27 protein-coding genes and 1 pseudogene are annotated in these 26,059 nt (G+C 60.9%); 17 read left to right on the plus strand and 11 right to left on the minus strand.

The window, feature by feature from the left end:
• The first annotated feature begins 138 nt into the window (after nucleotides 1–138).
• The gene (locus tag ACP7EW_RS17365; protein ID WP_003176896.1) at nucleotides 139–627 is read left to right on the plus strand and encodes an Lrp/AsnC ligand binding domain-containing protein; all 489 of its coding nucleotides are present in this window, start codon (nucleotides 139–141) and stop codon (nucleotides 625–627) included.
• Nucleotides 628–635: 8 nt separating this feature from the next.
• Here ACP7EW_RS17365 and ACP7EW_RS17370 read toward each other — a convergent pair whose 3' ends face one another.
• Complete coding sequence (locus tag ACP7EW_RS17370; RefSeq protein ID WP_016975913.1) at nucleotides 636–989, minus strand: YkgJ family cysteine cluster protein; 354 nt, start codon at nucleotides 987–989, stop codon at nucleotides 636–638.
• A 115-nt stretch (nucleotides 990–1,104) separates the two neighbouring features.
• On the opposite strand from ACP7EW_RS17370, the gene ACP7EW_RS17375 reads away from it, so the two are divergent.
• Entirely contained in the window at nucleotides 1,105–2,397 is a 1,293-nt protein-coding gene (locus tag ACP7EW_RS17375) for an NAD(P)/FAD-dependent oxidoreductase (RefSeq protein ID WP_426218552.1), read from the plus strand.
• 1 nt (nucleotide 2,398) lies between these two features.
• Here ACP7EW_RS17375 and ACP7EW_RS17380 read toward each other — a convergent pair whose 3' ends face one another.
• Nucleotides 2,399–2,623: a DUF1127 domain-containing protein gene (locus ACP7EW_RS17380; RefSeq protein ID WP_426218861.1), complete on the minus strand. Its 225-nt coding sequence runs from the start codon at nucleotides 2,621–2,623 to the stop codon at nucleotides 2,399–2,401.
• Between the two features lie 167 nt (nucleotides 2,624–2,790).
• Here ACP7EW_RS17380 and ACP7EW_RS17385 point away from each other — a divergent pair, with 167 nt between their 5' ends.
• Together ACP7EW_RS17385 and ACP7EW_RS17390 are read left to right on the plus strand one after the other, a co-directional pair.
• The gene (locus ACP7EW_RS17385) at nucleotides 2,791–4,215 is read left to right on the plus strand and encodes a PLP-dependent aminotransferase family protein (RefSeq protein WP_426218554.1); all 1,425 of its coding nucleotides are present in this window, start codon (nucleotides 2,791–2,793) and stop codon (nucleotides 4,213–4,215) included.
• Between the two features lie 62 nt (nucleotides 4,216–4,277).
• Nucleotides 4,278–5,846, plus strand: coding sequence for a phospholipase D family protein (locus tag ACP7EW_RS17390; protein ID WP_426218556.1), 1,569 nt, complete (start codon nucleotides 4,278–4,280; stop codon nucleotides 5,844–5,846).
• On the opposite strand, the gene ACP7EW_RS17395 is transcribed toward ACP7EW_RS17390, so the two are convergent.
• Both ACP7EW_RS17395 and ACP7EW_RS17400 read right to left on the minus strand, forming a co-directional pair.
• On the minus strand, nucleotides 5,843–6,985 hold the full coding sequence (locus tag ACP7EW_RS17395; protein WP_426218558.1) for an MFS transporter: 1,143 nt from the start codon (nucleotides 6,983–6,985) through the stop codon (nucleotides 5,843–5,845). The genes ACP7EW_RS17390 and ACP7EW_RS17395 overlap by 4 nt on opposite strands.
• Nucleotides 6,986–7,134: 149 nt before the next feature.
• Entirely contained in the window at nucleotides 7,135–8,628 is a 1,494-nt protein-coding gene (locus ACP7EW_RS17400; protein WP_010207491.1) for an aldehyde dehydrogenase, read from the minus strand.
• A gap of 229 nt (nucleotides 8,629–8,857) precedes the next feature.
• On the opposite strand from ACP7EW_RS17400, the gene ACP7EW_RS17405 reads away from it, so the two are divergent.
• Nucleotides 8,858–9,220, plus strand: a complete 363-nt coding sequence (locus ACP7EW_RS17405; RefSeq protein WP_016975921.1) for a cupin domain-containing protein — start codon at nucleotides 8,858–8,860, stop codon at nucleotides 9,218–9,220.
• Nucleotides 9,221–9,291: 71 nt separating this feature from the next.
• Here the strand turns inward: ACP7EW_RS17405 and rpmG are convergent, their stop codons facing one another.
• Together rpmG and rpmB are read right to left on the minus strand one after the other, a co-directional pair.
• Nucleotides 9,292–9,447 (minus strand): 50S ribosomal protein L33, encoded by a 156-nt coding sequence (rpmG, locus tag ACP7EW_RS17410; protein ID WP_003176906.1) that lies wholly within the window; start codon nucleotides 9,445–9,447, stop codon nucleotides 9,292–9,294.
• 11 nt (nucleotides 9,448–9,458) lie between these two features.
• On the minus strand, nucleotides 9,459–9,692 hold the full coding sequence (rpmB, locus tag ACP7EW_RS17415; RefSeq protein ID WP_010207494.1) for a 50S ribosomal protein L28: 234 nt from the start codon (nucleotides 9,690–9,692) through the stop codon (nucleotides 9,459–9,461).
• 458 nt (nucleotides 9,693–10,150) lie between these two features.
• Here rpmB and ACP7EW_RS17420 point away from each other — a divergent pair, with 458 nt between their 5' ends.
• Nucleotides 10,151–11,743, plus strand: a complete 1,593-nt coding sequence (locus ACP7EW_RS17420; RefSeq protein WP_269132313.1) for an ABC transporter substrate-binding protein — start codon at nucleotides 10,151–10,153, stop codon at nucleotides 11,741–11,743.
• Nucleotides 11,744–11,771: 28 nt separating this feature from the next.
• Here ACP7EW_RS17420 and radC read toward each other — a convergent pair whose 3' ends face one another.
• The gene (radC, locus tag ACP7EW_RS17425) at nucleotides 11,772–12,446 is read right to left on the minus strand and encodes a RadC family protein (RefSeq protein WP_033901951.1); all 675 of its coding nucleotides are present in this window, start codon (nucleotides 12,444–12,446) and stop codon (nucleotides 11,772–11,774) included.
• A gap of 157 nt (nucleotides 12,447–12,603) precedes the next feature.
• Here radC and coaBC point away from each other — a divergent pair, with 157 nt between their 5' ends.
• From coaBC to argB, 4 genes and pseudogenes are all read left to right on the plus strand, one after another.
• The gene (gene coaBC / locus ACP7EW_RS17430; protein WP_061434599.1) at nucleotides 12,604–13,812 is read left to right on the plus strand and encodes a bifunctional phosphopantothenoylcysteine decarboxylase/phosphopantothenate--cysteine ligase CoaBC; all 1,209 of its coding nucleotides are present in this window, start codon (nucleotides 12,604–12,606) and stop codon (nucleotides 13,810–13,812) included.
• Between the two features lie 5 nt (nucleotides 13,813–13,817).
• Entirely contained in the window at nucleotides 13,818–14,273 is a 456-nt protein-coding gene (gene dut / locus ACP7EW_RS17435; RefSeq protein ID WP_010207501.1) for a dUTP diphosphatase, read from the plus strand.
• A 246-nt stretch (nucleotides 14,274–14,519) separates the two neighbouring features.
• Nucleotides 14,520–15,935 (plus strand): annotated as a pseudogene (locus ACP7EW_RS17440) (phosphomannomutase/phosphoglucomutase); the annotation flags it as partial.
• Nucleotides 15,936–15,954: 19 nt separating this feature from the next.
• Nucleotides 15,955–16,860 (plus strand): acetylglutamate kinase, encoded by a 906-nt coding sequence (gene argB, locus ACP7EW_RS17445; protein WP_016975925.1) that lies wholly within the window; start codon nucleotides 15,955–15,957, stop codon nucleotides 16,858–16,860.
• A gap of 100 nt (nucleotides 16,861–16,960) precedes the next feature.
• On the opposite strand, the gene pyrE is transcribed toward argB, so the two are convergent.
• Entirely contained in the window at nucleotides 16,961–17,605 is a 645-nt protein-coding gene (gene pyrE / locus ACP7EW_RS17450; RefSeq protein ID WP_010168197.1) for an orotate phosphoribosyltransferase, read from the minus strand.
• Between the two features lie 82 nt (nucleotides 17,606–17,687).
• Here pyrE and ACP7EW_RS17455 point away from each other — a divergent pair, with 82 nt between their 5' ends.
• Complete coding sequence (locus ACP7EW_RS17455; protein ID WP_003195493.1) at nucleotides 17,688–18,467, plus strand: exodeoxyribonuclease III; 780 nt, start codon at nucleotides 17,688–17,690, stop codon at nucleotides 18,465–18,467.
• A gap of 58 nt (nucleotides 18,468–18,525) precedes the next feature.
• On the opposite strand, the gene ACP7EW_RS17460 is transcribed toward ACP7EW_RS17455, so the two are convergent.
• Both ACP7EW_RS17460 and rph read right to left on the minus strand, forming a co-directional pair.
• Nucleotides 18,526–18,894 carry a DUF4870 domain-containing protein gene (locus tag ACP7EW_RS17460; protein WP_033901131.1) on the minus strand — a complete coding sequence of 123 codons (369 nt, stop codon included), beginning with the start codon at nucleotides 18,892–18,894 and terminating at the stop codon, nucleotides 18,526–18,528.
• A gap of 22 nt (nucleotides 18,895–18,916) precedes the next feature.
• The gene (gene rph / locus ACP7EW_RS17465) at nucleotides 18,917–19,639 is read right to left on the minus strand and encodes a ribonuclease PH (protein WP_003213280.1); all 723 of its coding nucleotides are present in this window, start codon (nucleotides 19,637–19,639) and stop codon (nucleotides 18,917–18,919) included.
• Between the two features lie 185 nt (nucleotides 19,640–19,824).
• Between rph and ACP7EW_RS17470 the strand changes: the two genes are divergently transcribed.
• The 6 genes from ACP7EW_RS17470 (at nucleotide 19,825) to ACP7EW_RS17495 (ending at nucleotide 25,119) form a co-directional block, all read left to right on the plus strand.
• Nucleotides 19,825–20,688, plus strand: coding sequence for a YicC/YloC family endoribonuclease (locus ACP7EW_RS17470; protein WP_426218564.1), 864 nt, complete (start codon nucleotides 19,825–19,827; stop codon nucleotides 20,686–20,688).
• 10 nt (nucleotides 20,689–20,698) lie between these two features.
• A complete protein-coding gene (gmk, locus tag ACP7EW_RS17475) occupies nucleotides 20,699–21,319 on the plus strand; it encodes a guanylate kinase (RefSeq protein ID WP_033901130.1) in 621 nt (206 codons plus the stop codon).
• 167 nt (nucleotides 21,320–21,486) lie between these two features.
• On the plus strand, nucleotides 21,487–21,750 hold the full coding sequence (gene rpoZ, locus ACP7EW_RS17480; protein ID WP_003176920.1) for a DNA-directed RNA polymerase subunit omega: 264 nt from the start codon (nucleotides 21,487–21,489) through the stop codon (nucleotides 21,748–21,750).
• Nucleotides 21,751–21,810: 60 nt separating this feature from the next.
• Entirely contained in the window at nucleotides 21,811–23,916 is a 2,106-nt protein-coding gene (gene spoT / locus ACP7EW_RS17485) for a bifunctional GTP diphosphokinase/guanosine-3',5'-bis pyrophosphate 3'-pyrophosphohydrolase (RefSeq protein WP_016975931.1), read from the plus strand.
• Nucleotides 23,917–23,938: 22 nt separating this feature from the next.
• A complete protein-coding gene (locus tag ACP7EW_RS17490; RefSeq protein ID WP_003176922.1) occupies nucleotides 23,939–24,319 on the plus strand; it encodes a RidA family protein in 381 nt (126 codons plus the stop codon).
• A 56-nt stretch (nucleotides 24,320–24,375) separates the two neighbouring features.
• Nucleotides 24,376–25,119 carry a hypothetical protein gene (locus ACP7EW_RS17495; RefSeq protein ID WP_016975932.1) on the plus strand — a complete coding sequence of 248 codons (744 nt, stop codon included), beginning with the start codon at nucleotides 24,376–24,378 and terminating at the stop codon, nucleotides 25,117–25,119.
• A gap of 31 nt (nucleotides 25,120–25,150) precedes the next feature.
• On the opposite strand, the gene ACP7EW_RS17500 is transcribed toward ACP7EW_RS17495, so the two are convergent.
• On the minus strand, nucleotides 25,151–26,008 hold the full coding sequence (locus tag ACP7EW_RS17500) for an SDR family oxidoreductase (protein ID WP_426218566.1): 858 nt from the start codon (nucleotides 26,006–26,008) through the stop codon (nucleotides 25,151–25,153).
• Between the last annotated feature and the right edge of the window lie 51 nt (nucleotides 26,009–26,059).

The following is a 26,059-nucleotide window of genomic DNA, read 5'->3' on the forward strand; positions in this document are numbered from 1 at the left end:
GGCATGGCCGCTGACGTGTGTTATTCGAGCAATGATGAGCGCAGTTTAAAAAACAATTGCCAGTGCATTTCACTATATAACTGCCTATATTTGGCGACAATTCTCGGCAAAAACCCTTTTCACAGAGGCGTATCCCCTATGCGTACCAACACCCAGACCAAGCGGGAGCTGGACAAGATCGACCGCAACATCCTGCGCATCCTGCAAACCGATGGGCGTATTTCGTTCACGGAGCTGGGGGAAAAAGTCGGGCTGTCGACCACGCCCTGTACCGAGCGTGTGCGTCGGCTGGAGCGCGAAGGGATCATCATGGGCTACAACGCGCGGCTCAACCCACAGCATTTGAAAGGCAGTTTGCTGGTATTTGTCGAGATCAGCCTCGATTACAAGTCCGGCGACACCTTTGAGGAGTTTCGCCGCGCCGTGCTGAAACTGCCCCATGTGCTGGAGTGTCATTTGGTCTCAGGCGACTTCGATTACCTGGTAAAGGCACGGATTTCCGAGATGGCGTCGTACCGCAAACTGCTGGGCGATATCCTGCTCAAGTTGCCCCATGTGCGGGAGTCCAAGAGCTATATCGTGATGGAAGAGGTGAAAGAGAGCCTGAACCTACCGATTCCAGACTGAACAGCGGGCTAAACCAAGACCTGCCGGGTGCTCGCCATATACTCATGGATCTGTTTCTCCACCCGCGGATGAATCAGCTCCACCGGGCGTCGCCCATTCGGGCACGGCAGGGTCTTGGTGGTGCCGAACAGCCGGCAGATCAACGGCCGCTCGTCGTACACCGTGCAACCGTTGGGGCCCAGGTGCACACAGTTCAGTTCATCCATGGCCGCATCCTGCTCGGCGGCGGTCTTGCGCGGCAGGCGCGACATTTCCTCGGGCGAGGTGGTCACCGGCCCACAGCAGTCGTGGCAACCGGGGACGCACTCGAACGAAGGAATCTGCCGACGCAGCGCGCTGATTTTCTGACTGTTGCAACTCATCGAAACACATACCGAACGGCGAATAGGCGTGGATTCTGCCGCAAAACGCCCTGCGCAGACAGCGTCATCCGACCGCTGTATCCTGCGTCAAATTTTCCAAACAGGGAGGCTACCCATGACTGCCAGCGCCCGGCACACCACTTCCTATTACGCCGCCAGCAGCGTGCCGCAACCTGATTACCCGGTGCTGACGGGCGAAGTGACGGCCGATGTCTGCGTGGTGGGCGGCGGTTTTTCCGGGCTGAACACGGCGTTGGAGCTGGCGGAACGGGGTTTGCGCGTGGTGTTGCTGGAGGCACGCAAGATCGCCTGGGGCGCCAGCGGACGCAACGGCGGCCAGCTGATCCGTGGCGTCGGCCATGGCCTGGACCAGTTCGCCAACGTGATCGGCACCGATGGCGTGCGCCAGATGAAGCTGATGGGCCTGGAAGCCGTGGAGATCGTGCGTGAGCGCGTCGAACGTTTCCAGATTCCCTGTGACCTGACCTGGGGTTACTGCGACCTCGCCAACAAGCCCCGCGACCTGCAAAGCCTGGCCGAAGACGCCGAAGAACTTCGCGGCCTGGGTTATCGCCACGAAGTGCGCTTGCTGCAGGCCAACGAGATGAGCAGCGTGATCGGTTCGGATCGCTACGTGGGCGGCATGATCGACATGGGCTCCGGCCACCTGCACCCGCTGAACCTGGCCCTCGGCGAAGCCGCCGCCGCGCAGCAGCTGGGCGTGAAGCTGTTCGAGCAGTCTGAAGTCACCCGCATCGACTACGGCCCCGAAGTCAACGTGCGCACCGCCCAGGGCAACGTGCGCGCAAAGACCTTGGTGTTGGCCTGCAATGCCTACCTCAATGGCCTCAATCCACACCTGAGCGGCAAAGTATTGCCCGCCGGCAGCTACATCATCGCCACCGAACCGTTGAGCGAAGCCCAGGCCACCCAACTGCTGCCGCAAAACATGGCGGTGTGCGACCAGCGTGTCACCGTGGATTACTTCCGACTGTCCGCCGACCGTCGCCTGCTGTTCGGCGGGGCCTGTCACTACTCCGGGCGCGATCCGAAGGACATCGGCGCCTACATGCGCCCGAAAATGCTCCAGGTATTCCCGCAATTGGCCGAGGTGAACATCGATTTTCAATGGGGCGGCATGATCGGCATCGGTGCCAATCGCTTGCCGCAGATTGGCCGCCTGGCCGATCAACCCAACGTGTATTACGCCCAGGCCTACGCCGGCCATGGCCTCAACGCCACCCATCTGGCGGGCAAGTTGCTGGCCGAGGCCATCAGTGGCCAGCAACAGGGGCGCTTCGACCTGTTCGCCCAGGTGCCACACATCACCTTCCCCGGCGGCAAGCACTTGCGCTCGCCGCTATTGGCCCTGGGGATGCTCTGGCACCGCCTCAAAGAGCTGGTGTGATTCAGTCGCGCCAGAAGGGTTTCAGACCTTCCTGGCGCGCCTGTTCGGCGGTCAACCCGACATCGCGCAGTTGTTCGCGGGTTAGATGCAGCAACGCCTTGCGCGTGTGACGACGGTGCCAGAACAGTCCCCAGCGGCTGATATCGCGCGGCGCCGTCGCCCGTTCTTGCCCTGCCTGCAGTTCCTGACCTTGTAGCGTCAGCCGCACATCGCTCATGCCGTTCATTTTGCCGCCCCTCATTTGCCTTGTTGCCTTGAGTGACAAGCATGGACGCCGGGCAAAAACCATTACAGATTCAACCTGTTTTTATTAAATCCATACAGATACTGCCTATGGGCGGCTGAATCCTGTATTTTCTGGCTATCTGTAATGGTTTCTCGGGAGCGAATGCCATGACCCTGTACATGAACCTCGCCGAATTACTGGGCACCCGCATCGAACAGGGCTTCTATCGCCCTGGAGACAGGCTGCCTTCTGTACGGGCTTTGAGCGTAGAACACGGGGTCAGCCTGAGCACCGTGCAGCAGGCCTATCGCTTGCTGGAAGACAACGGCCTGGCGACGCCCAAGCCAAAATCCGGCTACTTCGTACCCGTCGGCCGCGATTTGCCGGCCCTGCCCGAAGTCGGGCGTCCGGCGCAACGGCCCGTAGAGATATCCCAGTGGGACCAGGTACTGGAGTTGATTCGCGCAGTACCGCGCAAAGATGTCATACAGATGGGGCGTGGCATGCCGGATGTATTGTCGCCAACCATGAAGCCGCTGTTGCGCAGCCTGGCTCGCGTGAGCCGACGCCAGGATCTGCCGGGGCTGTATTACGACAATATTCTCGGCTGTATGGAATTGCGCGAACAGATCGCACGACTGTCACTGGATTCCGGCTGCCAACTGACGGCCGAGGACATCGTGATCACCACCGGTTGCCATGAGGCGCTGTCCGCGAGCATCCATGCGATCTGCGAGCCTGGCGACATCGTCGCGGTGGACTCGCCGAGCTTCCACGGCGCCATGCAGACCCTCAAGGGGCTGGGCATGAAGGCCCTGGAAATCCCCACCGACCCGATCACCGGCATCAGCCTGGAAGCTCTGGAACTGGCGCTGGAACAGTGGCCGATCAAGGTTATCCAACTGACCCCCAACTGCAACAATCCCCTGGGTTACATCATGCCCGAGGCGCGCAAAAAGGCGCTGCTGACCCTGGCCCAGCGTTTTGACGTGGCGATTATCGAGGACGATGTGTATGGCGAACTGGCTTACAGCTACCCACGCCCGCGCACCATCAAGTCCTTCGATGAGGACGGTCGTGTATTGCTGTGCAGCTCGTTTTCGAAAACCCTGGCGCCGGGTTTGCGCATCGGCTGGGTCGCGCCCGGTCGCTACCTGGAACGGGTGCTGCACATGAAGTACATCAGCACCGGCTGCACCGCGACACAACCACAGATCGCCATTGCCGAATTCCTCAAAGGTGGCCACTTCGAACCGCATTTGCGGCGGATGCGCACTCAATACCAGCGCAATCGCGACTTGATGATCGACTGGGTCAGCCGCTACTTCCCGGCAGGCACTCGCGCCAGCCGCCCTCAAGGCAGCTTCATGCTGTGGGTCGAACTGCCGGAGGGCTTCGATACGCTGAAACTCAACCGAATCCTGATTGAACAAGGCGTACAGGTGGCCGTCGGCAGCATCTTTTCGGCGTCGGGCAAGTATCGGAACTGCCTGCGCATGAACTACGGGGCCAAGCCCACGCCACAGATTGAAGAAGCCGTGCGCAAGGTGGGTGCTGCCGCCATCAAGCTGCTGACCGAGGCCGCCGACTGACCTTTCGCGGGAATTTGCCGTCACATGTCGACAACCGCCCTGATCTGGAAGCAACTCCCTTGATGATTCAACGGCTATTACCGTTTTTCCTGTTGGGAGCCCTGGCATTGGGCGGCTGCGCGACGGTGAGTGCACCGCGCATCCCCAGCGACGCCCTGCCCGCCGCGCAATCGTCGTTCGGCCGCTCGATCCAGGCCCAGGCCGCGCCGTATCAGGGCCGCTCCGGCTTTCGCCTGCTGCCCAACAGCAGCGAGGCGTTCATGGCCCGCGCCGAGCTGATCCGCAACGCCCAGACCAGCCTCGACCTGCAGTACTACATCGTGCACGACGGCATCAGCACGCGCATGCTGGTGGACGAACTGCTCAAGGCCGCCGACCGTGGCGTACGCGTGCGCATCCTGCTGGACGACACCACCAGCGACGGCCTCGACCAGATCATCGCCACCCTCGCCGCCCACCCCAAGATCGAGATCCGCCTGTTCAACCCCTTGCACCTGGGGCGCAGCACGGGGGTTACGCGGGCCATGGGCCGGCTGTTCAACCTGTCGCTGCAACATCGGCGCATGCACAACAAGCTGTGGCTGGCGGACAACAGCGTGGCCATCGTCGGCGGGCGCAACCTGGGGGATGAGTATTTCGACGCCGAGCCTAACCTGAACTTCACTGATATCGACATGCTCAGCGTGGGCCCGGTGGCCGAGCAGCTGGGCCACAGTTTCGACCAGTATTGGAACAGCGCCCTGAGCAAGCCAATTGATGACTTTGTCTCCAATACGCCCTCCAAAGGCGACCTGGCCGCCGCCCGCGTGCGCCTGGAAGCGTCCCTGGCCGAATCACGCCAGCAGAACCACGCGCTGTACAACCGCTTGCGCACCTATCAGACCCAACCGCGCATGGACACCTGGCGTCGCGAGCTGATCTGGGCCTGGAACCAGGCGCTGTGGGACGCGCCGAGCAAGGTGCTGGCCAAGGCCGACCCGGATCCTCGGCTGCTGCTCACCACCCAACTGGCGCCGGAGCTGGAGGGCGTCAATCACGAGTTGATGATGATTTCGGCGTACTTCGTGCCAGGGCAACCGGGGCTGGTGTACTTGACCGGGCGCGCCGATGCAGGTGTGTCGGTGAGCCTGCTGACCAATTCCCTGGAAGCCACCGACGTACCTGCCGTGCACGGCGGTTATGCACCGTATCGCAAGGCCCTGCTGGAGCACGGCGTGAAGCTGTATGAGCTACGCCGCCAACCGGGCGATCCCAGCGGCGGCAGCGGCCCACATTTGTTTCGTCGCGGCACCTTCCGCGGTTCGGATTCGAGCCTGCACAGCAAGGCGATGATCTTTGATCGGGAGAAGTCGTTTATCGGCTCATTCAACTTCGACCCACGCTCGGTGCTATGGAACACCGAAGTCGGGGTGCTGGTCGATAGCCCAGAGCTGGCCGAACATGTGCGCAACCTGGCACTGCAAGGCATGGCGCCGCCCTTGAGCTATGAGGCGAAACTGCAGGATGGCCAAGTGGTGTGGGTGACCGAAGATAACGGCCAACTGCACACCCTGACCCGCGAACCGGGCAGTTGGTGGCGACGCTTCAATGCCTGGTTTGCTACCAGTGTCGGCTTGGAGCGCATGCTCTAGGCCGGCTGCGCCGCTCCAAATGCACCTTGGCGCAGCAACAACACCACCAACCCCAACGCACCCGCCGCCATCAGCAACGGCAATGCATGCCCGCTGATCCACTGACTGCCGGCGCCGGCCACCAGCGGACCGATCAGGCAACCGATCCCCCACAACTGCGCCACGTGGGCATTGGCGCGCACCAGCGCATCATCGCGGTAACGCTCGCCGATCAGGATCAACGACAGGGTGAACAAGCCCCCGGCACTGGCGCCGAACAACACCCAGATCGGCCAGATCAACACCGTGTGCATCAGCGGTGGAATCGCCAGGCTCGACACCAGCAACAACACCGCACAGCTCAGGAACAGCGTGCGTCGCGGCAGGTAGTCGGCCAGCGCGCCGATGGGCAACTGCAGCAGCGCATCGCCGACCACCACCGTGCTGACCATGGCCAGGGCGATCTCGGCGGTAAAGCCTTGTTGCAGGCAATACACCGGCAACAACGTCAGAATCATCGCCTCGAAGGCGGCGAATAAAGCCACCGCCCAGGCAATCGCCGGCAGGCTCAGGCAGAAGCGCCACAGGTCGGCGAAGGTCACGCTGAAGGACTCGGCGGTCGGCGCGCCGGATCGCCCCAGCAACAGGAATGGCGCCACGACTAACAGGCCTACTCCGACCCAGAAACCGTAATCATGGTCGGTGCCGATCAAGCCCAGCAGCAACGGACCTGACAGTTGGCTCAAGGCATAACTGCAGCCATACAGCGCCACCAGCCGGCCGCGCCACTGCTCCACCACCAATTGGTTGATCCAGCTTTCGCCGAGGATAAACACGATGGTCAGGATCACCCCGATCATCAGGCGCAGCACCAGCCAAACCGGGTAACTGGGCAGGATCGCCAGCAAGCCGATGGACACCGCACCCGCCCACAGGCACAGGCGCATGAGGTTGGCGGTGCCTAGCCAAGAGGCCAAGCGGCTGGAGATTTTCGCGCCGAGCAGTACGCCAAAGGCCGGCATCGCCGCCATCACGCCGATGGCGAAACTGCCGTAACCCCAGCTTTCAAGGCGCAGGGACACCAGCGGCATGCTGACGCCCAGCGCCAAACCGACGCTGAGTACCGAGGCCAGGACGGCGAAATAAGTCGCCCAACGCATGTCCACGCTCCTGTGGATAATTTTTAAGATCACACAAAACAGTGTGGGAGCGGGCTTGCTCGCGAAAGCGGCGTATCAGTCAATACATGCGTGACTGTCATACCGCATTCGCGAGCAAGCCCGCTCCCACATTTGGCTTGCGGTGTGGCTTAGAGCTTGATCCAGGTCGCCTTCAGCTCGGTGTACTTGTCGAACGCGTGCAGCGATTTGTCGCGACCGTTGCCCGATTGCTTGAAGCCACCGAACGGCGCGGTCATGTCGCCGCCATCGTACTGGTTGACCCATACGCTACCGGCGCGCAGGGCTTTGGCGGTGAGGTGCGCCTTGGAAATATCGGCTGTCCACACCGCTGCGGCCAGGCCGTAGATGGTGTCATTGGCGATGGCAACCGCTTCTTCGGCGCTGTCGAAGGTGATCACCGACAGGACCGGGCCGAAGATCTCTTCCTTGGCGATCTTCATGGCGTTGGTCACGCCGTCGAAAATCGTCGGCTCCACATAAGTGCCGCCGGTTTCTTCCAGCGTGCGCTTGCCACCGGCGACCAACTTGGCGCCATCGGCATGGCCGGCTTCGATGTAGGACAGCACGGTGTTCATCTGCTGGGTGTCCACCAGTGCGCCAACGTTGGTAGCTGGATCCAGTGGGTTGCCAGGTTTCCAGCCCTTGAGGGCTTCGATCACCAGCGGCAGGAATTTGTCCTTGATGGAACGCTCTACCAGCAGGCGCGAACCGGCGGTGCAGACTTCGCCCTGGTTGAAGGCAATGGCGCCAGCGGCGGATTCGGCAGCAGCTTGCAGGTCGGGCGCATCGGCAAACACGATGTTCGGGCTCTTGCCGCCCGCTTCCAGCCAGACGCGCTTCATGTTCGATTCGCCGGAGCGGATCAACAGCTGCTTGGCGATTTTGGTCGAACCGGTGAACACCAGGGTGTCGACGTCCATATGCAGCGCCAGCGCGTTGCCGACGGTGTGACCGTAGCCGGGCAGCACGTTGAACACGCCTTTTGGAATACCGGCCTCAACGGCCAGGGCCGCGATGCGGATGGCGGTCAGCGGGGATTTTTCGGACGGCTTGAGGATCACCGAGTTACCGGTGGACAGCGCCGGGCCGAGCTTCCAGCAAGCCATCATCAGTGGGAAGTTCCACGGCACGATCGCGCCAACCACACCAACCGGCTCACGGGTCACCAGGCCCAACTGGTCGTGCGGAGTGGCGGCGACTTCGTCGTAGATCTTGTCGATGGCCTCGCCGCTCCAGCTCAGGGCATTGGCTGCGCCGGGTACGTCGATGTTCAGGGAGTCGCTGATCGGCTTGCCCATGTCCAGGGTTTCGAGCAGCGCCAGCTCTTCGGCATTGGCCTTGAGCAAGGCTGCGAAACGCAGCATGGCGGACTTACGCTTGGCGGGTGCCAGGCGCGACCACACACCGGAATTGAAGGTGGCGCGGGCGTTTTCGACGGCGCGCTGGGCGTCGGCGGCGTCACAGCTGGCAACGGTAGCCAGCAGACGGCCGTCGACCGGGCTGATGCATTCGAAGGTGTCACCGGAAACGGCGGCGGTGTATTCGCCATTGATGTAGGCGCGGCCTTCGATCTTCAGATCCTTGGCGCGTTGTTCCCAGTCGGCACGGGTCAGGGTGGTCATGCGAGTGTCCTCCTCTTATTGAATACAAGGGCCAGGGGATGTCCCTCGGCAGCCTTAAAGAATTCTTGCCCGCCAGCCAATGGTTCGGCGCAAGGCAGCTGCCACCCTAAACCAGCGGCCGGGGATGTTTCAATATATTTGACATAACGCCGGTAAACGCCCTTGCGATGTTCAATTTAATAAACATAGACTTTGGGCTCTCCAACCGCAGGCCAGACGGGACACGCACATGAGCATCCAGGACATCGTCGACTTCAGCCAAGCCAAGACCGCCGCCGAGCGCTACCGCCCCGCCGCCGAAAAAATCCTCAAGGGTGATCCCGAGCAGACGATCTACAACCACTACAACAGCCCCTGCGGCCAGATGAGCGCGGGCGTGTGGGAAGGTGAAGTCGGGCAGTGGAAGGTCAACTACACCGAACATGAGTACTGCGAAATTGTGCAGGGTGTTTCAGTACTGCGTGATGCCGATGGCAACGCCAAGACCTTGCGCGCCGGTGACCGTTTCGTGATCCCCGCCGGGTTCAGCGGCACCTGGGAAGTGCTGGAACCCTGCCGCAAGATCTACGTGGTGTTTGAACAGAAAGCCTGACCGGCAAATCGCAGGCAAAAAAAAGCCCGGATCGTGAGATACGGGCTTTTTTTCACAAGGAGGAAAATCAATTACTTGATTTTGCCTTCTTTGTAGATCACGTGCTTGCGAACGCGCGGGTCGAACATTTTCTTTTCGAGCTTGTCCGGGGTAGTACGCTTGTTCTTGTCGGTAGTGTAGAAGTGACCAGTACCGGCGCTAGAGATCATTCGAATCAATTCACGCATGATATAGCTCCTTAGATTGTGCCAGCGCGGCGCAATTCAGCCAGCACGACAGTGATGCCACGCTTGTCGATGATGCGCATGCCTTTAGCAGATACGCGCAGACGGACGAAACGTTTCTCTTCTTCAACCCAGAAGCGGTGATGCTGCAGGTTCGGCAGGAAACGACGACGGGTTTTGTTATTTGCGTGGGAAATGTTATTCCCAGTCACCGGACCCTTACCGGTAACTTGACAGACTCTCGACATGCCTCAGCCCTCTAAAACCACATGCCCAACCCGGCATGGGTTGGCCGCTTAATCTCTCAGTCATTTGGCGCCAGGCGCCGCGTTTCTTTAGGGTCTTACCGGCTACACCTACAAGCGAAGGAACCGGGCCCCTAGAAAAGAGCGCTGCTTTATACCAGAAAGACCCAGGTGCAACAACAGCCCGAGTGTTTTTACTGGCGTAAATCTCGGCGACAGACGCCTGAACCGTTGCCAGGAGGGGCCGCTGTCACAGCCGACCGCTCGTCGCACAGAATGATTTACAGCGCTCGCGCGCAGGATGAAGTGCTCGGCAAAACGCGCTGAGGTGCCATCAAAACAGCATTTGGCGCAAAAGCACAGGCAAAAATGGGCTAGTCATTTATCAATCAGACCACTACGGTAGGACTTTTCCAGACTGCACTCGCAGATGGGCCTTCGATCTGCAAAGGAAACCGAACATGCGTCTCGCTGCCCTACCGCTATTGCTCGCCCCTCTTTTTATCGCGCCGCTGGCCTCTGCCGCCAGCAACCTGAGCGTCTGCACCGAGGCCAGCCCCGAAGGTTTCGATGTGGTGCAATACAACTCGCTGACCACCACCAACGCCTCGGCCGATGTGCTGATGAACCGCCTGGTGGACTACGACGCGGCCAGCGGCAAACTGGTGCCCAGCCTGGCGGACAGCTGGGAAGTCTCGCCGGATGGCCTGACCTATACCTTCAAGCTGCACCCGGACGTGAAATTCCATCGCACCGAATACTTCACCCCCAGCCGTACCCTGACCGCCGAAGACGTGCGCTTCAGCTTCGAGCGCATGCTCGACCCGGCCAACCCCTGGCACAAGATCGCCCAGAGTGGCTTCCCCCACGCGCAATCGCTGCAACTGCCAACGCTGGTCAAGAAAATCGACGCCCTCGACCCGCTGACCGTGCGCTTCACCCTGGACCACGCCGACTCCACCTTCCTCGCGGCCCTGAGCATGGGTTTTGCCTCGATTTACCCGGCGGAATACGCCGACAAACTGCTCAAGGCCGGCACGCCGGAGAAGCTCAACAGCCAGCCGATCGGTACCGGGCCGTTCATCTTCAGTCGTTTCCAGAAAGATGCCGTGGTGCGCTACAAGGCCAACCCGGACTACTTCGCCGGCAAACCGGCTGTGGATAACTTGATCTTCGCCATCACCCCGGACGCCAACGTGCGCCTGCAAAAACTGCATCGCGACGAATGCCAGATCGCCCTATCTCCCAAGCCGCTGGATGTGGGTGAAGCCGAAAAAGACCCAGCTCTCAAGGTGGAGAAAACCGCCGCCTTCATGACCGCCTTCGTGGCCATCAACAGCCAGCACCCGCCTCTGGACAAGCCCGAAGTGCGCCAGGCAATCAACCTGGCGTTCGACAAAGGCAGCTACCTCAAGGCCGTATTTGAAGGCACCGCCGAAGCCGCCAACGGCCCCTACCCGCCTAACACCTGGAGCTACGCCAAGGACCTGCCGGGTTATCCACAGGACCTCGCCAAGGCCAAGGCACTGCTGGACCGCGCCGGGCTCAAGGACGGTTTCAAGACCACTATCTGGACCCGTCCCACCGGCAGCCTGCTGAACCCTAACCCGAACCTTGGCGCACAGCTGTTGCAGGCTGACCTGGCCAAGGTCGGCATCCAGGCCGAGATCCGCGTGATCGAATGGGGCGAGCTGATCCGCCGCGCCAAGGCCGGCGAGCACGACCTGCTGTTCATGGGCTGGGCCGGCGACAACGGCGACCCGGATAACTTCCTGACCCCGCAGTTCTCTTGCGCAGCGGTGAAATCCGGCACCAACTTCGCCCGCTATTGCGACCCGGCGCTGGACAAGCTGATCAGCGCCGGCAAGACCACCAGCGAGCAAGGCGTACGCAGCAAGCTCTACCAGCAGGCCCAGGCGCAGATCCAGCAACAGGCACTGTGGTTGCCGCTCGCGCACCCGACCGCGTTTGCCCTGGCGCGCAAGAATGTCGAGGGCTACCAGGTGAGCCCATTCGGGCGCCAGGATTTCTCAAAGGTCAGCGTCAAGCCCTGACAACCAGGCCCGCTCCCATGGGGCGGGCTTACATCCACCCATACTCCGCCATCGACAGTGGATCGCCATCCCCCACGATGATGTGATCCAACACCCGCACATCCACCACCTCCAAGGCTTTTTGCAGCAGCTTGGTCAATTTTCGATCAGCCGCACTCGGCTCAAGGCTGCCGGAAGGATGGTTGTGACACAGGATCAAAGCCGCTGCGTTGTACGCCAGGGCACGCTTGACCACTTGCCGGGGATAGACCATCGCCGTATCGATGGTGCCCTGGGACAGCGCCTCGAAACCCAGCACCCGGTGTTTTGAATCGAGAAACAGGCAGCCGAAGGTCTCATGCGGCTCATGGCGCAACAGTGCCTTGAGGTAATCCCGCACGGCCACCGGGCTTTCCAGCACCGAATCCTGGCGCAGGCGCTCGGCCATGTGGCGCCGGGCCATTTCCAGCACCGCCTGCAACTGGGCGAACTTTGCCGGCCCCAGCCCCAATTGCTGGCTGAACAGCGCCTGACTGGCCTCCAGCAACGGGCGCAAACCGCCAAATTGCGCCAATAGGTGGCGTGCCAGGTCCACCGCGCTGCGACCGGAAACCCCGGTACGCAGGAAGATCGCCAGCAACTCGGCATCCGACAGACTCGCTGCGCCCCATTCCAAAAGCTTTTCCCGGGGCCGCTCTGCCACCGGCCAATCGCGAATACTCATCCCACCTCCCTCTCCATATGCACCATGGCATGTGCGTCGCTGTTGCCTGACGGACGCTGTGTTATCGTAGGCCCTCTTTTTTGCGTGTGATTTCCCCTGGGGAGGGGGCATCGCAGGCGTCACTGAACTGGCATCACTGAACTGGAAAGGCAAACCAATGCAGCGTCTGTATCGGAAACGCATCGTTCTCGGCGTTGGCGGCGGCATTGCCGCCTACAAGAGCGCAGAACTGGTTCGCAGGCTCCTGGACCAAGGCGCCGAAGTGCGCGTGGTCATGACCCGCGGTGGCAGTGAGTTCATCACCCCGCTGACCATGCAAGCGCTGTCCGGCCACCCGGTTCACCTGGACCTGCTGGACCCGGCAGCCGAAGCCGCCATGGGCCATATCGAGCTGGCCAAATGGGCCGACCTGGTACTGATCGCCCCGGCCACCGCCGACCTGATCGCCCGCCTGGCCCAAGGCATCGCCGATGACCTGCTGACCACCCTGGTACTGGCCACCGACGCCACCGTCGCCATCGCCCCGGCCATGAACCAGGCCATGTGGCGCGACCCGGCCACCCAGGCCAACACCCAGCTCCTGCAAAGCCGTGGCCTCAAGGTGTTCGGCCCGGCGTCCGGCAGCCAAGCCTGCGGTGACGTCGGCATGGGCCGCATGCTTGAAGCCACCGACCTCGCACTCTGTGCGGCGGACTGCTTCCAACACCTGGCCCTGACCGGCAAGCACGTGCTGATCACCGCCGGCCCGACCCAGGAAAATATCGACCCGGTGCGCTACATCACCAACCATAGCTCAGGAAAAATGGGCTTTGCTTTGGCTGAAGCGGCGGTCGAGGCAGGCGCGCGCGTTACCCTGATCACCGGCCCGGTGCATTTGCCGACCCCGGATCGGGTCACGCGAATCGACGTAGTCAGCGCCCGCGACATGCTGGCGGCCTGTGAGGCGGCCATTCCGTGCGACCTGTTCATCGCCTCGGCAGCGGTTGCGGACTACCGCCCGGAAGTGGTCGCCCCGCAAAAGCTTAAGAAGGACCCTACAAGCGGCGACGGCCTGCTCCTGCAAATGGTGCGCAATCCAGACATCCTGGCCACCATTGCCACCCGTGCGGACCGTCCGTTCAGCGTCGGCTTCGCCGCCGAGACCGAGCATTTGCTGGACTACGCCGCACGCAAATTGAAAGACAAAAACCTCGACCTGATCGTTGCCAACGATGTCGCCAACCCGAGCATCGGCTTCAACAGCGAGGAAAACGCCTGCAGCGTGATCGACCGCGACCTGCACGCCACCCTTTTCGCCCAGACCAGCAAGGGCAAGATTGCCCGCCAACTGATCTCTTTTATCGCCCAACGGCTGAACCAGGTTTAATTTCCATGCACGCTTTGCAAGCCAAGATCCTCGACCCACGCATCGGCAACGAATTCCCACTGCCGGCCTACGCCACGCCAGGCTCCGCCGGCCTGGACCTGCGCGCCATGCTCAAGGAAGACACCGTCCTTGAGCCGGGCCAGACCCTCCTGATTCCGACCGGCCTGTCGATCTACGTGGGCGACCCTGGCCTGGCGGCGCTGATCCTGCCGCGCTCCGGGCTGGGCCACAAACACGGCATCGTGCTGGGCAACCTGGTCGGCCTGATCGACTCGGACTATCAGGGCGAACTGATGGTGTCGTGCTGGAACCGTGGCCAGACCGCCTTCAACATCGCCGTCGGCGAGCGTATTGCCCAACTGGTACTGGTGCCAGTGGTGCAGGCGCACTTCGAACTGGTAGAAGAATTCGATGAAACCCAACGCGGCGCAGGCGGTTTTGGGCATTCCGGCAGTCACTGACTAAGCTGAACCTGGCCGGGCGCCGTTGCCCGGCCAGACGCCACCGCTGGGCTTTTCAGGACGAAGAATGCGCGGATTTTATCAGCGAGATTTCTCCATAGAAATCAAGGCATTACGCAGACATCAAGACGGAGCCAGCGCTCCGATGGCATTTTTGCACCACGAACTCTCTGCCGAAAACACCGTCATACCCTTCAGTTTGAGCCTGCCGGTCAGCCACATTAAGGCCAGCCTTGCCCCTTTCAGATGGAGTTTCCCCCCGCGATGAGTACCGCAGCCCGCGTAGCCCCGACATTCCCCGACAGCATCTTTCGCGCCTATGACATCCGTGGCGTGGTGCCCAAGACCCTGACTGCCGAAACTGCCTATTGGATCGGCCGTGCCATCGGCTCACAGAGCCTGGCCCAGGACGAGCCGAACGTTTCGGTCGGCCGTGACGGTCGCCTGTCCGGCCCGGAGTTGGTGGAGCAACTGATCCAGGGCCTGGCCGACAGCGGTTGCCATGTCAGCGATGTGGGCCTGGTGCCGACGCCGGCGCTGTACTACGCCGCCAACGTCCTGGCCGGCAAGTCCGGGGTGATGCTGACCGGCAGCCATAACCCGTCGGACTACAACGGCTTCAAGATCGTCATCGCTGGCGACACCCTGGCCAATGAACAGATCCAGGCCTTGCACGACCGCCTGAAAAACAACGATCTGACCAGCGGCAAGGGCACCATCACCCAAGTCGACATCCTGCAACGCTACTCTGATGAAATCACCCGTGACGTCAAGCTCGCGCGGCGCCTCAAAGTGGTGGTGGATTGCGGCAACGGCGCGGCTGGCGTGATCGCCCCGCAGCTGCTCGAAGCCCTGAACTGTGAAGTGATCCCGTTGTTCTGTGAGGTGGACGGCAACTTCCCCAACCACCACCCAGACCCAGGCAAGCCGGAAAACCTGGTGGACCTGATCGCCAAGGTCAAGGAAACCGGGGCTGACGTCGGCTTGGCCTTTGACGGTGACGGCGACCGCGTCGGCGTGGTGACTGAGACCGGCGAGATCGTGTTCCCTGATCGCCTGCTGATGCTGTTTGCCCGCGATGTGGTGGCGCGCAACGCCAACGCCGAGATCATCTTCGACGTGAAGTGCACCCGCCGCCTCACGCCACTGATCAAGGAATATGGCGGTCGCCCGCTAATGTGGAAGACCGGTCACTCGTTGATCAAAAAGAAAATGAAGGAAACCGGCGCGCTGTTGGCCGGCGAAATGAGCGGCCACGTGTTCTTCAAGGAGCGCTGGTTCGGCTTTGACGACGGTATTTACAGCGCCGCGCGGTTGCTGGAGATCCTCAGCAAGGAAAAATCCACGGCTGAAGAGCTGTTCCAGACCTTCCCGAACGATATTTCTACGCCAGAGATCAATATCCATGTGACCGAGGAGAGCAAATTCAGCATCATTGACGCACTGCACGATGCGCAATGGGGCGAAGGCGCCAACCTGACCACCATTGATGGTGTGCGAGTCGATTACGCCAAAGGCTGGGGCCTGGTTCGCGCGTCCAACACCACACCGGTGCTGGTCCTGCGTTTCGAGGCGGATACCGAGGCTGAGTTGCAGCGCATCAAGGACGTGTTCCACGCCCAGTTGAAACGTGTTGCCCCTGATCTCCAATTACCGTTCTGATTTTTTACCGGAGCCCTGAATGACCCTCGAACGCGAAGCCGCTGCCAACACTGCCAAGGTCCTGTCCGAAGCGTTGCCTTACATCCGACGCTATGTCGGCAAGACGCTGGTGATCAAGTACGGCGGCAATGCCATGGAAAGCGACGAGCTGAAAACCGGCTTTGCCCGCGACATCGTGTTGATGAAAGCCGTGGGGATCAACCCGGTGGTGGTGCACGGCGGCGGCCCGCAAATCGGCGACCTGCTCAAGCGCTTGTCGATCGAGAGTCACTTCATCGATGGGATGCGCGTTACTGACGCGCAGACCATGGACGTGGTGGAGATGGTCCTTGGCGGCCAGGTCAACAAGGACATCGTCAACCTGATCAACCGCCACGGCGGCAGCGCCATCGGCCTGACCGGCAAGGACGCGGAGCTGATCCGCGCGAAAAAACTGACGGTGACCCGTCAGACGCCGGAAATGACCCAACCGGAAATCATCGATATCGGGCAAGTGGGCGAAGTGGTTGGCGTGAACACCGACCTGCTGAACCTGCTGGTCAAAGGCGACTTCATTCCGGTGATCGCGCCGATCGGCGTGGGCGCCAATGGCGAGTCCTACAACATCAACGCCGACCTGGTGGCCGGCAAGGTGGCCGAAGCGCTGAAAGCTGAAAAGCTGATGCTGCTGACCAACATCGCCGGCCTGATGGACAAGGAAGGCAAGGTATTGACCGGCTTGACCACGCAACAAGTGGACGAGTTGATCGCCGACGGCACCATCTACGGCGGCATGTTGCCGAAGATCCGTTGCGCGCTGGAAGCGGTGCAAGGCGGCGTGGGCAGCTCGTTGATCATTGATGGCAGGGTACCGAATGCGGTATTGCTGGAGATCTTCACGGATACCGGCATGGGCACGCTGATCAGTAACCGCAAGCGTCCTTAAGCGTCAAAACACAAAAGGCCCCGCTCAATCTGATTGAGCGGGGCCTTTTTATTTGTGGCGAGGGAGCTTGCTCCCGCTGGGCTGCGCAGCAGCCCTGAAATCAGACGCCGAACTGCTCGCGATACGCCTTCACCGCCGGCAGGTGTTGCTTGAGCTGCGGATCATCTTCCAGGAACTGCAGCACCTGGTTCAGCGACACGATGCTCACCACGGGAATGCCGAAATCGCGCTCCACTTCCTGGATGGCCGACAATTCACCGTTGCCACGTTCCTGGCGGTTCAGCGCAATCAGCACGCCGGCAGCCTTGGCACCGTCCTGGGAGGCGATGATCTGCATCACTTCGCGAATCGCGGTACCAGCGGTGATCACGTCGTCGATGATCAGCACGTCGCCCTTGAGCGGAGCTCCGACCAGGCTGCCGCCTTCGCCGTGGGCCTTGGCTTCTTTGCGGTTGAAGCACCATGGCAGGTCCTGGCCATGATGTTCAGCCAGAGCCACGGCCGTCGCGGCCGCCAGGGGGATACCCTTGTAGGCTGGGCCGAACAGCACGTCGAAGGAAATACCGCTTTCAACGATGGCTGCCGCGTAAAAACGACCCAGTTGGGCCAGGGCCGAACCCGAGTTGAACAAGCCTGCATTGAAGAAGTACGGGCTGGTGCGCCCGGACTTCAAAGTGAACTCACCGAAGCGCAAAACGCCGCGATCGATGGCAAAACGAATGAAATCGCGTTGATACGCCTGCATGAAAAAAGCCTCAGATACCACGGATTTAGCTAATTAGGTAGACGGCGTGTATCATACACGCACGCGATTTTTGGGGCCATTTATGCGGATCATCAGTGTGAACGTTAATGGTATTCAGGCTGCAGTCGAGCGTGGTTTGCTCAGTTGGCTGCAAGCCCAGAATGCCGACGTCATCTGCCTGCAGGATACCCGCGCCTCCGCCTTTGAACTGGACGACCCAGCCTTCCAACTGGATGGCTACTTCCTTTATGCCTGCGATGCCGAAGTGCCCACCCAAGGTGGCGTGGCTTTGTATTCGCGGTTGCAACCCAAGGCGGTCATCAGCGGCCTCGGCTTCGAGACAGCCGACCGCTACGGGCGCTACCTGCAAGCCGATTTCGATAAGGTCAGCATCGCGACCTTGCTGCTTCCTTCGGGGCAGAACGGCGATGAAGACTTGAACCAGAAGTTCAAGCTAATGGACGATTTCGCCCGTTACCTGGATAAACAGCGACGCAAACGTCGCGAGTACATTTATTGTGGCTCGCTGTACGTGGCGCAACAGAAGCTGGATATCAAGAACTGGCGCGACAGCCAGCAATCCCCGGGTTTCCTGGCGCCGGAACGCGCCTGGATGGACGAGATTGTCGGCAATATGGGCTATGTGGATGCCCTGCGCGAAGTCAGCCGCGAAGGCGACCAGTACAGCTGGTGGCCGGACAACGAACAGGCTGAGATGCTCAACCTGGGCTGGCGTTTCGACTACCAGTTGCTGACTCCAGGTCTGCGCCGGTTCGTGCGCAGTGCACGCCTGCCGCGCCAGCCACGCTTCTCGCAGCACGCGCCGCTGATCGTGGACTACGACTGGACACTGACCATCTGAGGTCTTTTTCCAGGCACAAAAAAACCGACATCGCTGTCGGTTTTTTTGTGGGCGCTCATTATTTGATCACACGCCAGGTCAACGGGTAGCGATAGGCGATCCCTTTGTTGGCCTTGATGCTGCCGATGATGGTCAGCACGATCGTGGCGATCGCCAGGGCAAACATCAGGAAAAACCCAACTATCGTGAACGCCAGTACGATGCAGGCTATCCAGGCGATGGCCACGGTGATCTGGAAATTCAAGGCTTCCTTGCCCTGATCATCAATGAACGCGTCCTTTTCTTTCTTCATCTGCCACAGGATCAGCGGCCCCACGACACTGCCGAAAGGGAACACAAACCCGAGAAACGCCGCGAGATGGCACAACATCGCCCCCTGCCGCACTTCATAGGAAGGCATCGGCACAAGTTCTTGGTTGTCATTCATGGCGCTTCTCCTTGAGGCGGGCTCAGTCAGCCAAGGCGGCGTTCTGCAGCTCGAAGATTTCAGTCATGCCTTTCTGGGCCAGGGCCAACATGGCGTTCAGGTCTGCCGGCTGGAATGGCGCGCCTTCGGCGGTGCCCTGTACTTCGATGAAACCACCGGTGCTGGTCATGACCACGTTCAGGTCGGTCTCGGCAGCCGAGTCTTCCAGGTAGTCCAGGTCCAGCACAGGTTCGCCCTGGTACATGCCTACCGATACGGCAGCGATCATTTGCTTGAGCGGGTCACCGCCTTTCAGGCCGCCACGCTTCTTGATCACTTTGAGTGCATCAACCAGGGCCACCATGGCGCCGGTGATGGACGCGGTGCGGGTACCGCCGTCGGCCTGGATCACGTCGCAGTCGACGTACAGGGTCACGTCGCCCAGCTTGGACATGTCCAGTGCTGCACGCAGGGAGCGACCGATCAGGCGCTGGATTTCCAGGGTACGGCCGCCCTGCTTGCCACGGCTGGCTTCACGCTGGTTACGCTCGCCGGTGGCGCGCGGCAGCATGCCGTACTCGGCGGTCAACCAACCCTGGCCCTGGCCTTTGAGGAAACGCGGCACGCCGTTTTCGACGCTGACGGTGCAGATGACCTTGGTATCGCCAAACTCGACCAGTACAGAACCCTCGGCGTGTTTGGTGTAGTTGCGGGTGATGCGGATCGAGCGGAGCTGATCGGCAGCGCGACCACTTGGACGTTTCATAGGGAGACACCTGTACTGAGGACGAAAAACTGCCGAACATTATAGAGCCGCGAGCCGATTCGGGGCACTGCTAAAAAATCCGGTTACGAATGCTCGGGTTTGGGCGTGCCCGCCCCACTGCGCTACAATCCTGCGCCTTCTTAATCATCAGCCCGTGTTTGCGGGCTGCAACGCGAGGTACCTCCATGGTGCACAGCATGACCGCCTTCGCCCGCGTCGAAAAAGCCGGCGCACAAGGCACCCTGAGCTGGGAATTGCGCTCGGTCAACAGCCGCTACCTGGAGCCGCACCTGCGCCTGCCGGAATCGTTTCGCGACCTCGAAGGCGCCGTGCGTGAAGCGCTGCGCCAGGGCATTTCCCGCGGCAAGCTGGAATGCACCCTGCGGTTTACCGAAGAAACCACCGGCGAAGCCTTGCAGATTGACCGCGACCGCGCCGCGCAACTGGTCGCCGCCGCCGAAACCATCGCCGGCCTGATCAAGCAGCCGGCCGCGCTCAACCCGCTGGAAGTGCTGGCCTGGCCCGGCGTGCTGGTGGCCGATGCTACCGACCCGCAAGCCCTCAACACCGAAGCCCTCGCCCTGTTCAACCAGGGCTTGAAGGAGCTTAAAGCCGGCCGTGAGCGCGAGGGCGCCGAGCTGGCGCGCTTGATCAGCGAGCGCCTGACCGCCATCGAAGAAGACGTGGTCACCCTGCGTGAACTGGTGCCGCAGATGCTCGCCACCCAGCGCCAGAAGGTGCTCGACCGTTTCGCCGACATGAAGGCCGACCTCGACCCGACTCGCCTGGAACAGGAAATGGTCCTGCTCGCGCAGAAGAGCGACGTTGCCGAAGAACTCGATCGCCTGAGCACCCACATCCTCGAAGTACGCCGCGTGCTCAAGTCCGGCGGTGCCGCCGGTCGGCGTTTGGACTTCCTGATGCAGGAACTCAACCGCGAAGCCAATACACTCGGCTCCAAGGCGTTCGACCCGCGCAGCACCACGGCTGCGGTCAACCTCAAAGTGTTGATCGAGCAGATGCGCGAACAAGTACAGAATATTGAGTAAGGCAACCTCCATGACCCACAGCACCGGCACCCTGTACATCATTTCCGCCCCTTCGGGCGCGGGCAAAAGCAGCCTGGTCAAGGCCCTGACCGACGCTGACGAGCAGATCCGCATCTCGGTCTCCCACACCACCCGCGCCATGCGTCCGGGTGAGGTGAACGGCGAGCACTATCACTTCGTCGAGCGCACCGAGTTCGTCAAGATGATCGAACACGGCGACTTCCTGGAGCGTGCCGAAGTGTTCGGCAACCTCTACGGCACCTCGCAAAGCCACTTGCAGCAGACCCTGGATGAAGGCCACGACCTGATCCTGGAAATCGACTGGCAGGGCGCCGAGCAAGTCCGCAAGCTGATGCCGCAGGCGCGCTCGATCTTCATCCTGCCGCCTTCGCTGGAAGCTTTGCACCAGCGCCTGACCAACCGTGGCCAGGACAGTGACGAGATCATCGAAGGCCGCATGCGTGAAGCCGTCAGCGAAATGAGCCACTACGTCGACTACGACTACCTGATCATCAACGACGATTTTGCCCACGCACTGGACGATTTGAAGGCGATTTTCCGCACCAATCAGCTCCAGCAAAAGCGCCAGCAACAGCGTTTCGGTAAATTACTGGCCGAACTGCTCGGTTGATTGGCTCTTCCCAAAACCGCTGCAAGGGCTTTACATTGGCACTTGTAGCGGTTTTGCGAGGGCCTGCGAAAAATCAGCGCTTCCCTAAACGCTGGTGATTTTTTAAACTGTTTAGTCCGCTCGCCCAACCGGGCAGCGCGCATCTTGCATTCGCTCCGAGGAATACCATGGCCCGCGTAACCGTTGAAGACTGCCTAGAACACGTGGATAACCGCTTTGAGCTGGTCATGCTCTCTACCAAGCGTGCCCGTCAATTGGCCACTGGCGGCAAAGAGCCCCTGGTCCAGTGGGAAAACGACAAGCCTACCGTTGTAGCCCTGCGTGAAATCGCTGAAGGCCTGATGAGCTACGAGTTCATCGCCAACGCCGAAATCGTTGAAGACGAACCGCTGTTTGCAGCGTTCGAGGACGAGTCCAACGAGGCCGTCTAAGCCTATGCCTGGTCGACGTAGCACGGCGCGGGGTCACAGCCAACGGCAGGAGTTCACACTTTGCCGAGCATAGACGCCCTCGCCGATCGCTTATCGGCCTACCTCGGCCCCGACCAGGTCAACCTGGTCCGCCGAGCGTATTTCTACGCCGAACAAGCCCACGACGGCCAGCGCCGCCGCAGTGGCGAGGCGTATGTCACCCATCCTCTTGCGGTGGCTAATATTCTGGCCGACATGCACATGGACCATCAGAGCCTGATGGCCGCGATGCTGCATGACGTGATCGAAGACACCGGCATCGCCAAGGAAGCGCTCAGCGCGCAATTTGGCGAAACCGTAGCCGAACTGGTCGACGGGGTCAGCAAACTGACCCAGATGAACTTCGAGACCAAGGCCGAAGCCCAGGCGGAAAACTTCCAGAAGATGGCCATGGCCATGGCCCGCGATATCCGCGTGATCCTGGTCAAGCTGGCCGACCGGTTGCACAACATGCGCACGCTGGAAGTGCTGTCCGGTGAAAAGCGCCGGCGCATCGCCAAGGAAACCCTGGAAATCTACGCGCCCATCGCCAACCGGTTGGGCATGCACGCCATTCGTATCGAATTCGAAGACCTCGGCTTCAAGGCCATGCACCCGATGCGTTCGGCGCGCATCTACCAGGCGGTCAAGCGCGCCCGGGGCAACCGCAAGGAAATCGTCAACAAGATCGAAGAGTCGCTGAGTCATTGCCTGGCGATCGACGAGATCGAAGGCGAGGTCAGCGGCCGGCAGAAGCACATCTACGGCATCTATAAAAAGATGCGTGGCAAGCGCCGGGCCTTCAACGAGATCATGGACGTGTATGCGTTCCGGATCATCGTCGACAAGGTGGACACCTGCTACCGCGTGCTGGGCGCTGTACATAATTTGTACAAACCACTACCGGGGCGCTTCAAGGATTACATCGCGATTCCCAAGGCCAACGGCTATCAGTCGTTGCATACCACATTGTTTGGTATGCACGGGGTGCCGATCGAGATCCAGATCCGCACCCGCGAAATGGAAGAGATGGCCAACAACGGCATCGCCGCCCATTGGCTGTACAAATCCAGTGGCGACGAACAGCCAAAAGGCACCCATGCCCGCGCCCGCCAGTGGGTCAAGGGCGTGCTGGAAATGCAGCAACGTGCCGGCAACTCCCTCGAATTCATCGAAAGCGTGAAGATCGACCTGTTCCCGGACGAGGTCTACGTGTTCACGCCCAAAGGCCGAATCATGGAGCTGCCCAAAGGCTCCACGGCGGTCGATTTTGCCTACGCCGTGCACACCGACGTGGGTAACAGCTGCATCGCCTGTCGGATCAATCGCCGTCTCGCACCGCTGTCCGAACCGCTGCAAAGTGGCTCCACGGTCGAGATCGTCAGCGCACCGGGCGCACGCCCGAATCCGGCATGGCTCAACTTTGTGGTCACCGGCAAGGCGCGCACGCACATCCGCCACGCGCTGAAACTGCAACGCCGCTCCGAGTCCATCAGCCTGGGCGAACGCCTGCTGAACAAGGTGCTCAACGGTTTCGACAGCGCCCTGGACAAGATTCCTACAGAGCGCGTGCAAGCGATGCTCCACGAATATCGCCAGGAAACCATCGAAGACCTGCTGGAAGACATCGGCCTGGGCAACCGCATGGCCTACGTGGTCGCCCGCCGCCTGCTCGGCGAAGGCGAACAGCTGCCAAGCCCGGAAGGTCCGCTGGCGATTCGTGGCACCGAGGGCCTGGTGCTCAGCTACGCCAAGTGCTGCACGCCGATCCCGGGCGACCCGATTGTCGGCCACTTGTCGGCAGGCAAAGGCATGGTGGTGCACCTGGACAACTGCCGCAACATCACCGAAATCCGCCACAACCCGGAAAAATGCATCCAGCTCTCGTGGGCCAAGGATGTCACCGGCGAATTCAACGTCGAGCTGCGCGTCGAGCTGGAACACCAGCGCGGCCTGATCGCCCTGCTCGCCAGCAGCGTCAACGCGGCCGACGGCAATATCGAGAAGATCAGCATGGACGAGCGCGATGGTCGCATCAGCGTGGTCCAGCTGGTGGTCAGCGTTCACGACCGCGTGCACCTGGCCCGCGTGATCAAGAAACTGCGTGCCTTGACGGGTGTGATCCGCATCACTCGCATGCGCGCCTAAGCCACATTACAAGGAGTCATTCATGACCAAGACTGTTATCACCAGCGATAAAGCCCCGGCCGCCATCGGCACCTACTCCCAGGCGATCAAGGCAGGCAACACCGTCTACATGTCCGGCCAGATTCCACTGGACCCAAAGACCATGGAACTGGTTGAAGGCTTCGAAGCACAGACCGTGCAGGTCTTCGAAAACCTCAAGTCGGTGGCCGAGGCTGCCGGCGGCTCGTTCAAAGACATCGTCAAGCTGAACATCTTCCTCACCGACCTGAGCCACTTCGCCAAGGTCAACGAGATCATGGGCAAGTACTTCGAACAGCCGTACCCAGCCCGCGCCGCCATCGGCGTTGCGGCCCTGCCAAAGGGTGCGCAGGTTGAGATGGACGCGATTCTGGTCATCGAGTAAAACACCCGGCGCAGCCCCCATAGGCTGCGCCGACTTCGTTTTAAAAGGATTTCATGATGCGCAAAGCGCTTGTAGCCTCATCACTGCTCGCCCTGTTGCTTGGCGGCTGCGCCAGCAACCCTGCCGACCGGGATGTGAGCGGCACCTGGATCAACCAGGTCGCCATCGATGCGGCGGCCAAGGGCGGCCCTTTGCGTGAAGCCTTGCAGAGCTTTGGCCCGAACCTCGAATGGGAGGTCAATACCAAGGCCTCACAGGCACGCTACTACAACGGTTTTGAAGTAGCGGAAGGCAAGTTGCTGGGTGAAAAGTCCGGCGCCTGGAGCGTGGATTTCTACGGCAGCTCCGCCACCGAACTCAAGCGCAAAGGCAAACAACTGCTGCAAGTGGCCAACGACAACGAGCCTGAGCAGCTGTTCGCCCGCCCCAAAGAGCCCGCACCGGAAGGCGCGCCACTGGGCGCAAACTTCGAGCGCGCACTGTACGCCGCTTATATGGGGGGCGACTGGAAGATCCTCGACGGCTTCGGCAGCGGCGCCATCGTGCAATTCCAGGCCAACGGCAAGGTCGCCGGCCTGCCGAATGTCGATCAGTACTCGCTGTGCCTGGCGGGCGATTGCGCGTCCATGAGCGGAGGCTACGACAGCATCTGGCTGCAACTGAACGGCCAAGGCAACCCGTGGATTTTTGTGCGCAAGGGTAAGCAACTGGAGATCTTCCAGGCGATCAATACCGCGCAGGCGGATGAGGTGCCTTCGTTTACGCCAGGGCCTCGCCAGTGGCTGCTGGAAAAACAGTGATAAAAAAGGAGCCCTTGGGCTCCTTTTTCATTTAACGCTGGCCTTCGAGGATCGCCGCATAACCTTCGCGGTAAGTCGGGTATGTCGGCACCCAACCCAACGCTTTGATACGGGCATTGCTGCATTGCTTGCTGCCAGCACGCCGCACACTCGCGTCATCAGCCCACTCAGTCACACCCAGGTACTCACGCAACCAATCCACCACTTCAGCCAGCGGCGCAGGCGCATCGTCGACGCCGATGTAGACCTTGTCCAGCGAACCGCCCTTTTCCACATGCCGCAACAAAAACGCCAGCAAACCCGCTGCGTCTTCCGCGTGAATGCGGTTGCCGTATAAAGGCGGGTCGATTGCCACGCGGTAACCTTGGCGAACCTGGGTCAACAGCCATTCGCGGCCCGGCCCATAGATACCCGTCAGACGCACGATGCTCGCCGGAATACCGCTGTTGAGCGCAACTTGCTCAGCCTCGAGCATGACTTGCCCGGAATATCCCTTCGCCTGCGTCTCCGACGTTTCGTCGACCCACTCGCCATTCTGCTGCCCGTAAACGCTGCTGCTGGACACAAACAGCAGGTGCTTCGGCTCTTGGCCGTAGTCGCCCAGCCACTCCAGCACATGTTTCAGCCCGTCTACATAAGCAGCGCGATAGCCGGCTTCGTCGTGGTCTGTCGCTGCGGCGCAGTACACCAGGTAATCCACCCCGCCGATCGGCCAGGTGTCGGGGCAGTCCTTGTTGAACAGGTCGCCGGCGATGCCGATCACCCCGTCGGGCAGCCGCGAAATATCGCGGCGCAGGCCATGGACCTCCCATTCCGAGGCGAGCAACTGTCTGGCAAGCCGGCTCCCCACATCGCCACATCCGGCAATCACAACAGAAGGCGCAGACATCACAAAACTCCGTACTGAAAGGTCTAGGTTAGCCTTCGCAGATGACAGACG

It is taken from the genome of Pseudomonas sp. DWRC2-2 (assembly GCF_049897885.1).
GTDB lineage: Bacteria > Pseudomonadota > Gammaproteobacteria > Pseudomonadales > Pseudomonadaceae > Aquipseudomonas > Aquipseudomonas azotoformans_A.

Coding starts and splice junctions, on each gene's coding strand:
- ACP7EW_RS17365 (WP_003176896.1), top strand. CDS start 139: ATGCGTACCAACACCCAGACCAAGCGGGAGCTGGACAAGATCGACCGC.
- ACP7EW_RS17370 (WP_016975913.1), bottom strand. CDS start 989: ATGAGTTGCAACAGTCAGAAAATCAGCGCGCTGCGTCGGCAGATTCCT.
- ACP7EW_RS17375 (WP_426218552.1), top strand. CDS start 1,105: ATGACTGCCAGCGCCCGGCACACCACTTCCTATTACGCCGCCAGCAGC.
- ACP7EW_RS17380 (WP_426218861.1), bottom strand. CDS start 2,623: ATGAACGGCATGAGCGATGTGCGGCTGACGCTACAAGGTCAGGAACTG.
- ACP7EW_RS17385 (WP_426218554.1), top strand. CDS start 2,791: ATGACCCTGTACATGAACCTCGCCGAATTACTGGGCACCCGCATCGAA.
- ACP7EW_RS17390 (WP_426218556.1), top strand. CDS start 4,278: ATGATTCAACGGCTATTACCGTTTTTCCTGTTGGGAGCCCTGGCATTG.
- ACP7EW_RS17395 (WP_426218558.1), bottom strand. CDS start 6,985: ATGCGTTGGGCGACTTATTTCGCCGTCCTGGCCTCGGTACTCAGCGTC.
- ACP7EW_RS17400 (WP_010207491.1), bottom strand. CDS start 8,628: ATGACCACCCTGACCCGTGCCGACTGGGAACAACGCGCCAAGGATCTG.
- ACP7EW_RS17405 (WP_016975921.1), top strand. CDS start 8,858: ATGAGCATCCAGGACATCGTCGACTTCAGCCAAGCCAAGACCGCCGCC.
- rpmG (WP_003176906.1), bottom strand. CDS start 9,447: ATGCGTGAATTGATTCGAATGATCTCTAGCGCCGGTACTGGTCACTTC.
- rpmB (WP_010207494.1), bottom strand. CDS start 9,692: ATGTCGAGAGTCTGTCAAGTTACCGGTAAGGGTCCGGTGACTGGGAAT.
- ACP7EW_RS17420 (WP_269132313.1), top strand. CDS start 10,151: ATGCGTCTCGCTGCCCTACCGCTATTGCTCGCCCCTCTTTTTATCGCG.
- radC (WP_033901951.1), bottom strand. CDS start 12,446: ATGAGTATTCGCGATTGGCCGGTGGCAGAGCGGCCCCGGGAAAAGCTT.
- coaBC (WP_061434599.1), top strand. CDS start 12,604: ATGCAGCGTCTGTATCGGAAACGCATCGTTCTCGGCGTTGGCGGCGGC.
- dut (WP_010207501.1), top strand. CDS start 13,818: ATGCACGCTTTGCAAGCCAAGATCCTCGACCCACGCATCGGCAACGAA.
- argB (WP_016975925.1), top strand. CDS start 15,955: ATGACCCTCGAACGCGAAGCCGCTGCCAACACTGCCAAGGTCCTGTCC.
- pyrE (WP_010168197.1), bottom strand. CDS start 17,605: ATGCAGGCGTATCAACGCGATTTCATTCGTTTTGCCATCGATCGCGGC.
- ACP7EW_RS17455 (WP_003195493.1), top strand. CDS start 17,688: ATGCGGATCATCAGTGTGAACGTTAATGGTATTCAGGCTGCAGTCGAG.
- ACP7EW_RS17460 (WP_033901131.1), bottom strand. CDS start 18,894: ATGAATGACAACCAAGAACTTGTGCCGATGCCTTCCTATGAAGTGCGG.
- rph (WP_003213280.1), bottom strand. CDS start 19,639: ATGAAACGTCCAAGTGGTCGCGCTGCCGATCAGCTCCGCTCGATCCGC.
- ACP7EW_RS17470 (WP_426218564.1), top strand. CDS start 19,825: ATGGTGCACAGCATGACCGCCTTCGCCCGCGTCGAAAAAGCCGGCGCA.
- gmk (WP_033901130.1), top strand. CDS start 20,699: ATGACCCACAGCACCGGCACCCTGTACATCATTTCCGCCCCTTCGGGC.
- rpoZ (WP_003176920.1), top strand. CDS start 21,487: ATGGCCCGCGTAACCGTTGAAGACTGCCTAGAACACGTGGATAACCGC.
- ACP7EW_RS17490 (WP_003176922.1), top strand. CDS start 23,939: ATGACCAAGACTGTTATCACCAGCGATAAAGCCCCGGCCGCCATCGGC.
- ACP7EW_RS17495 (WP_016975932.1), top strand. CDS start 24,376: ATGCGCAAAGCGCTTGTAGCCTCATCACTGCTCGCCCTGTTGCTTGGC.
- ACP7EW_RS17500 (WP_426218566.1), bottom strand. CDS start 26,008: ATGTCTGCGCCTTCTGTTGTGATTGCCGGATGTGGCGATGTGGGGAGC.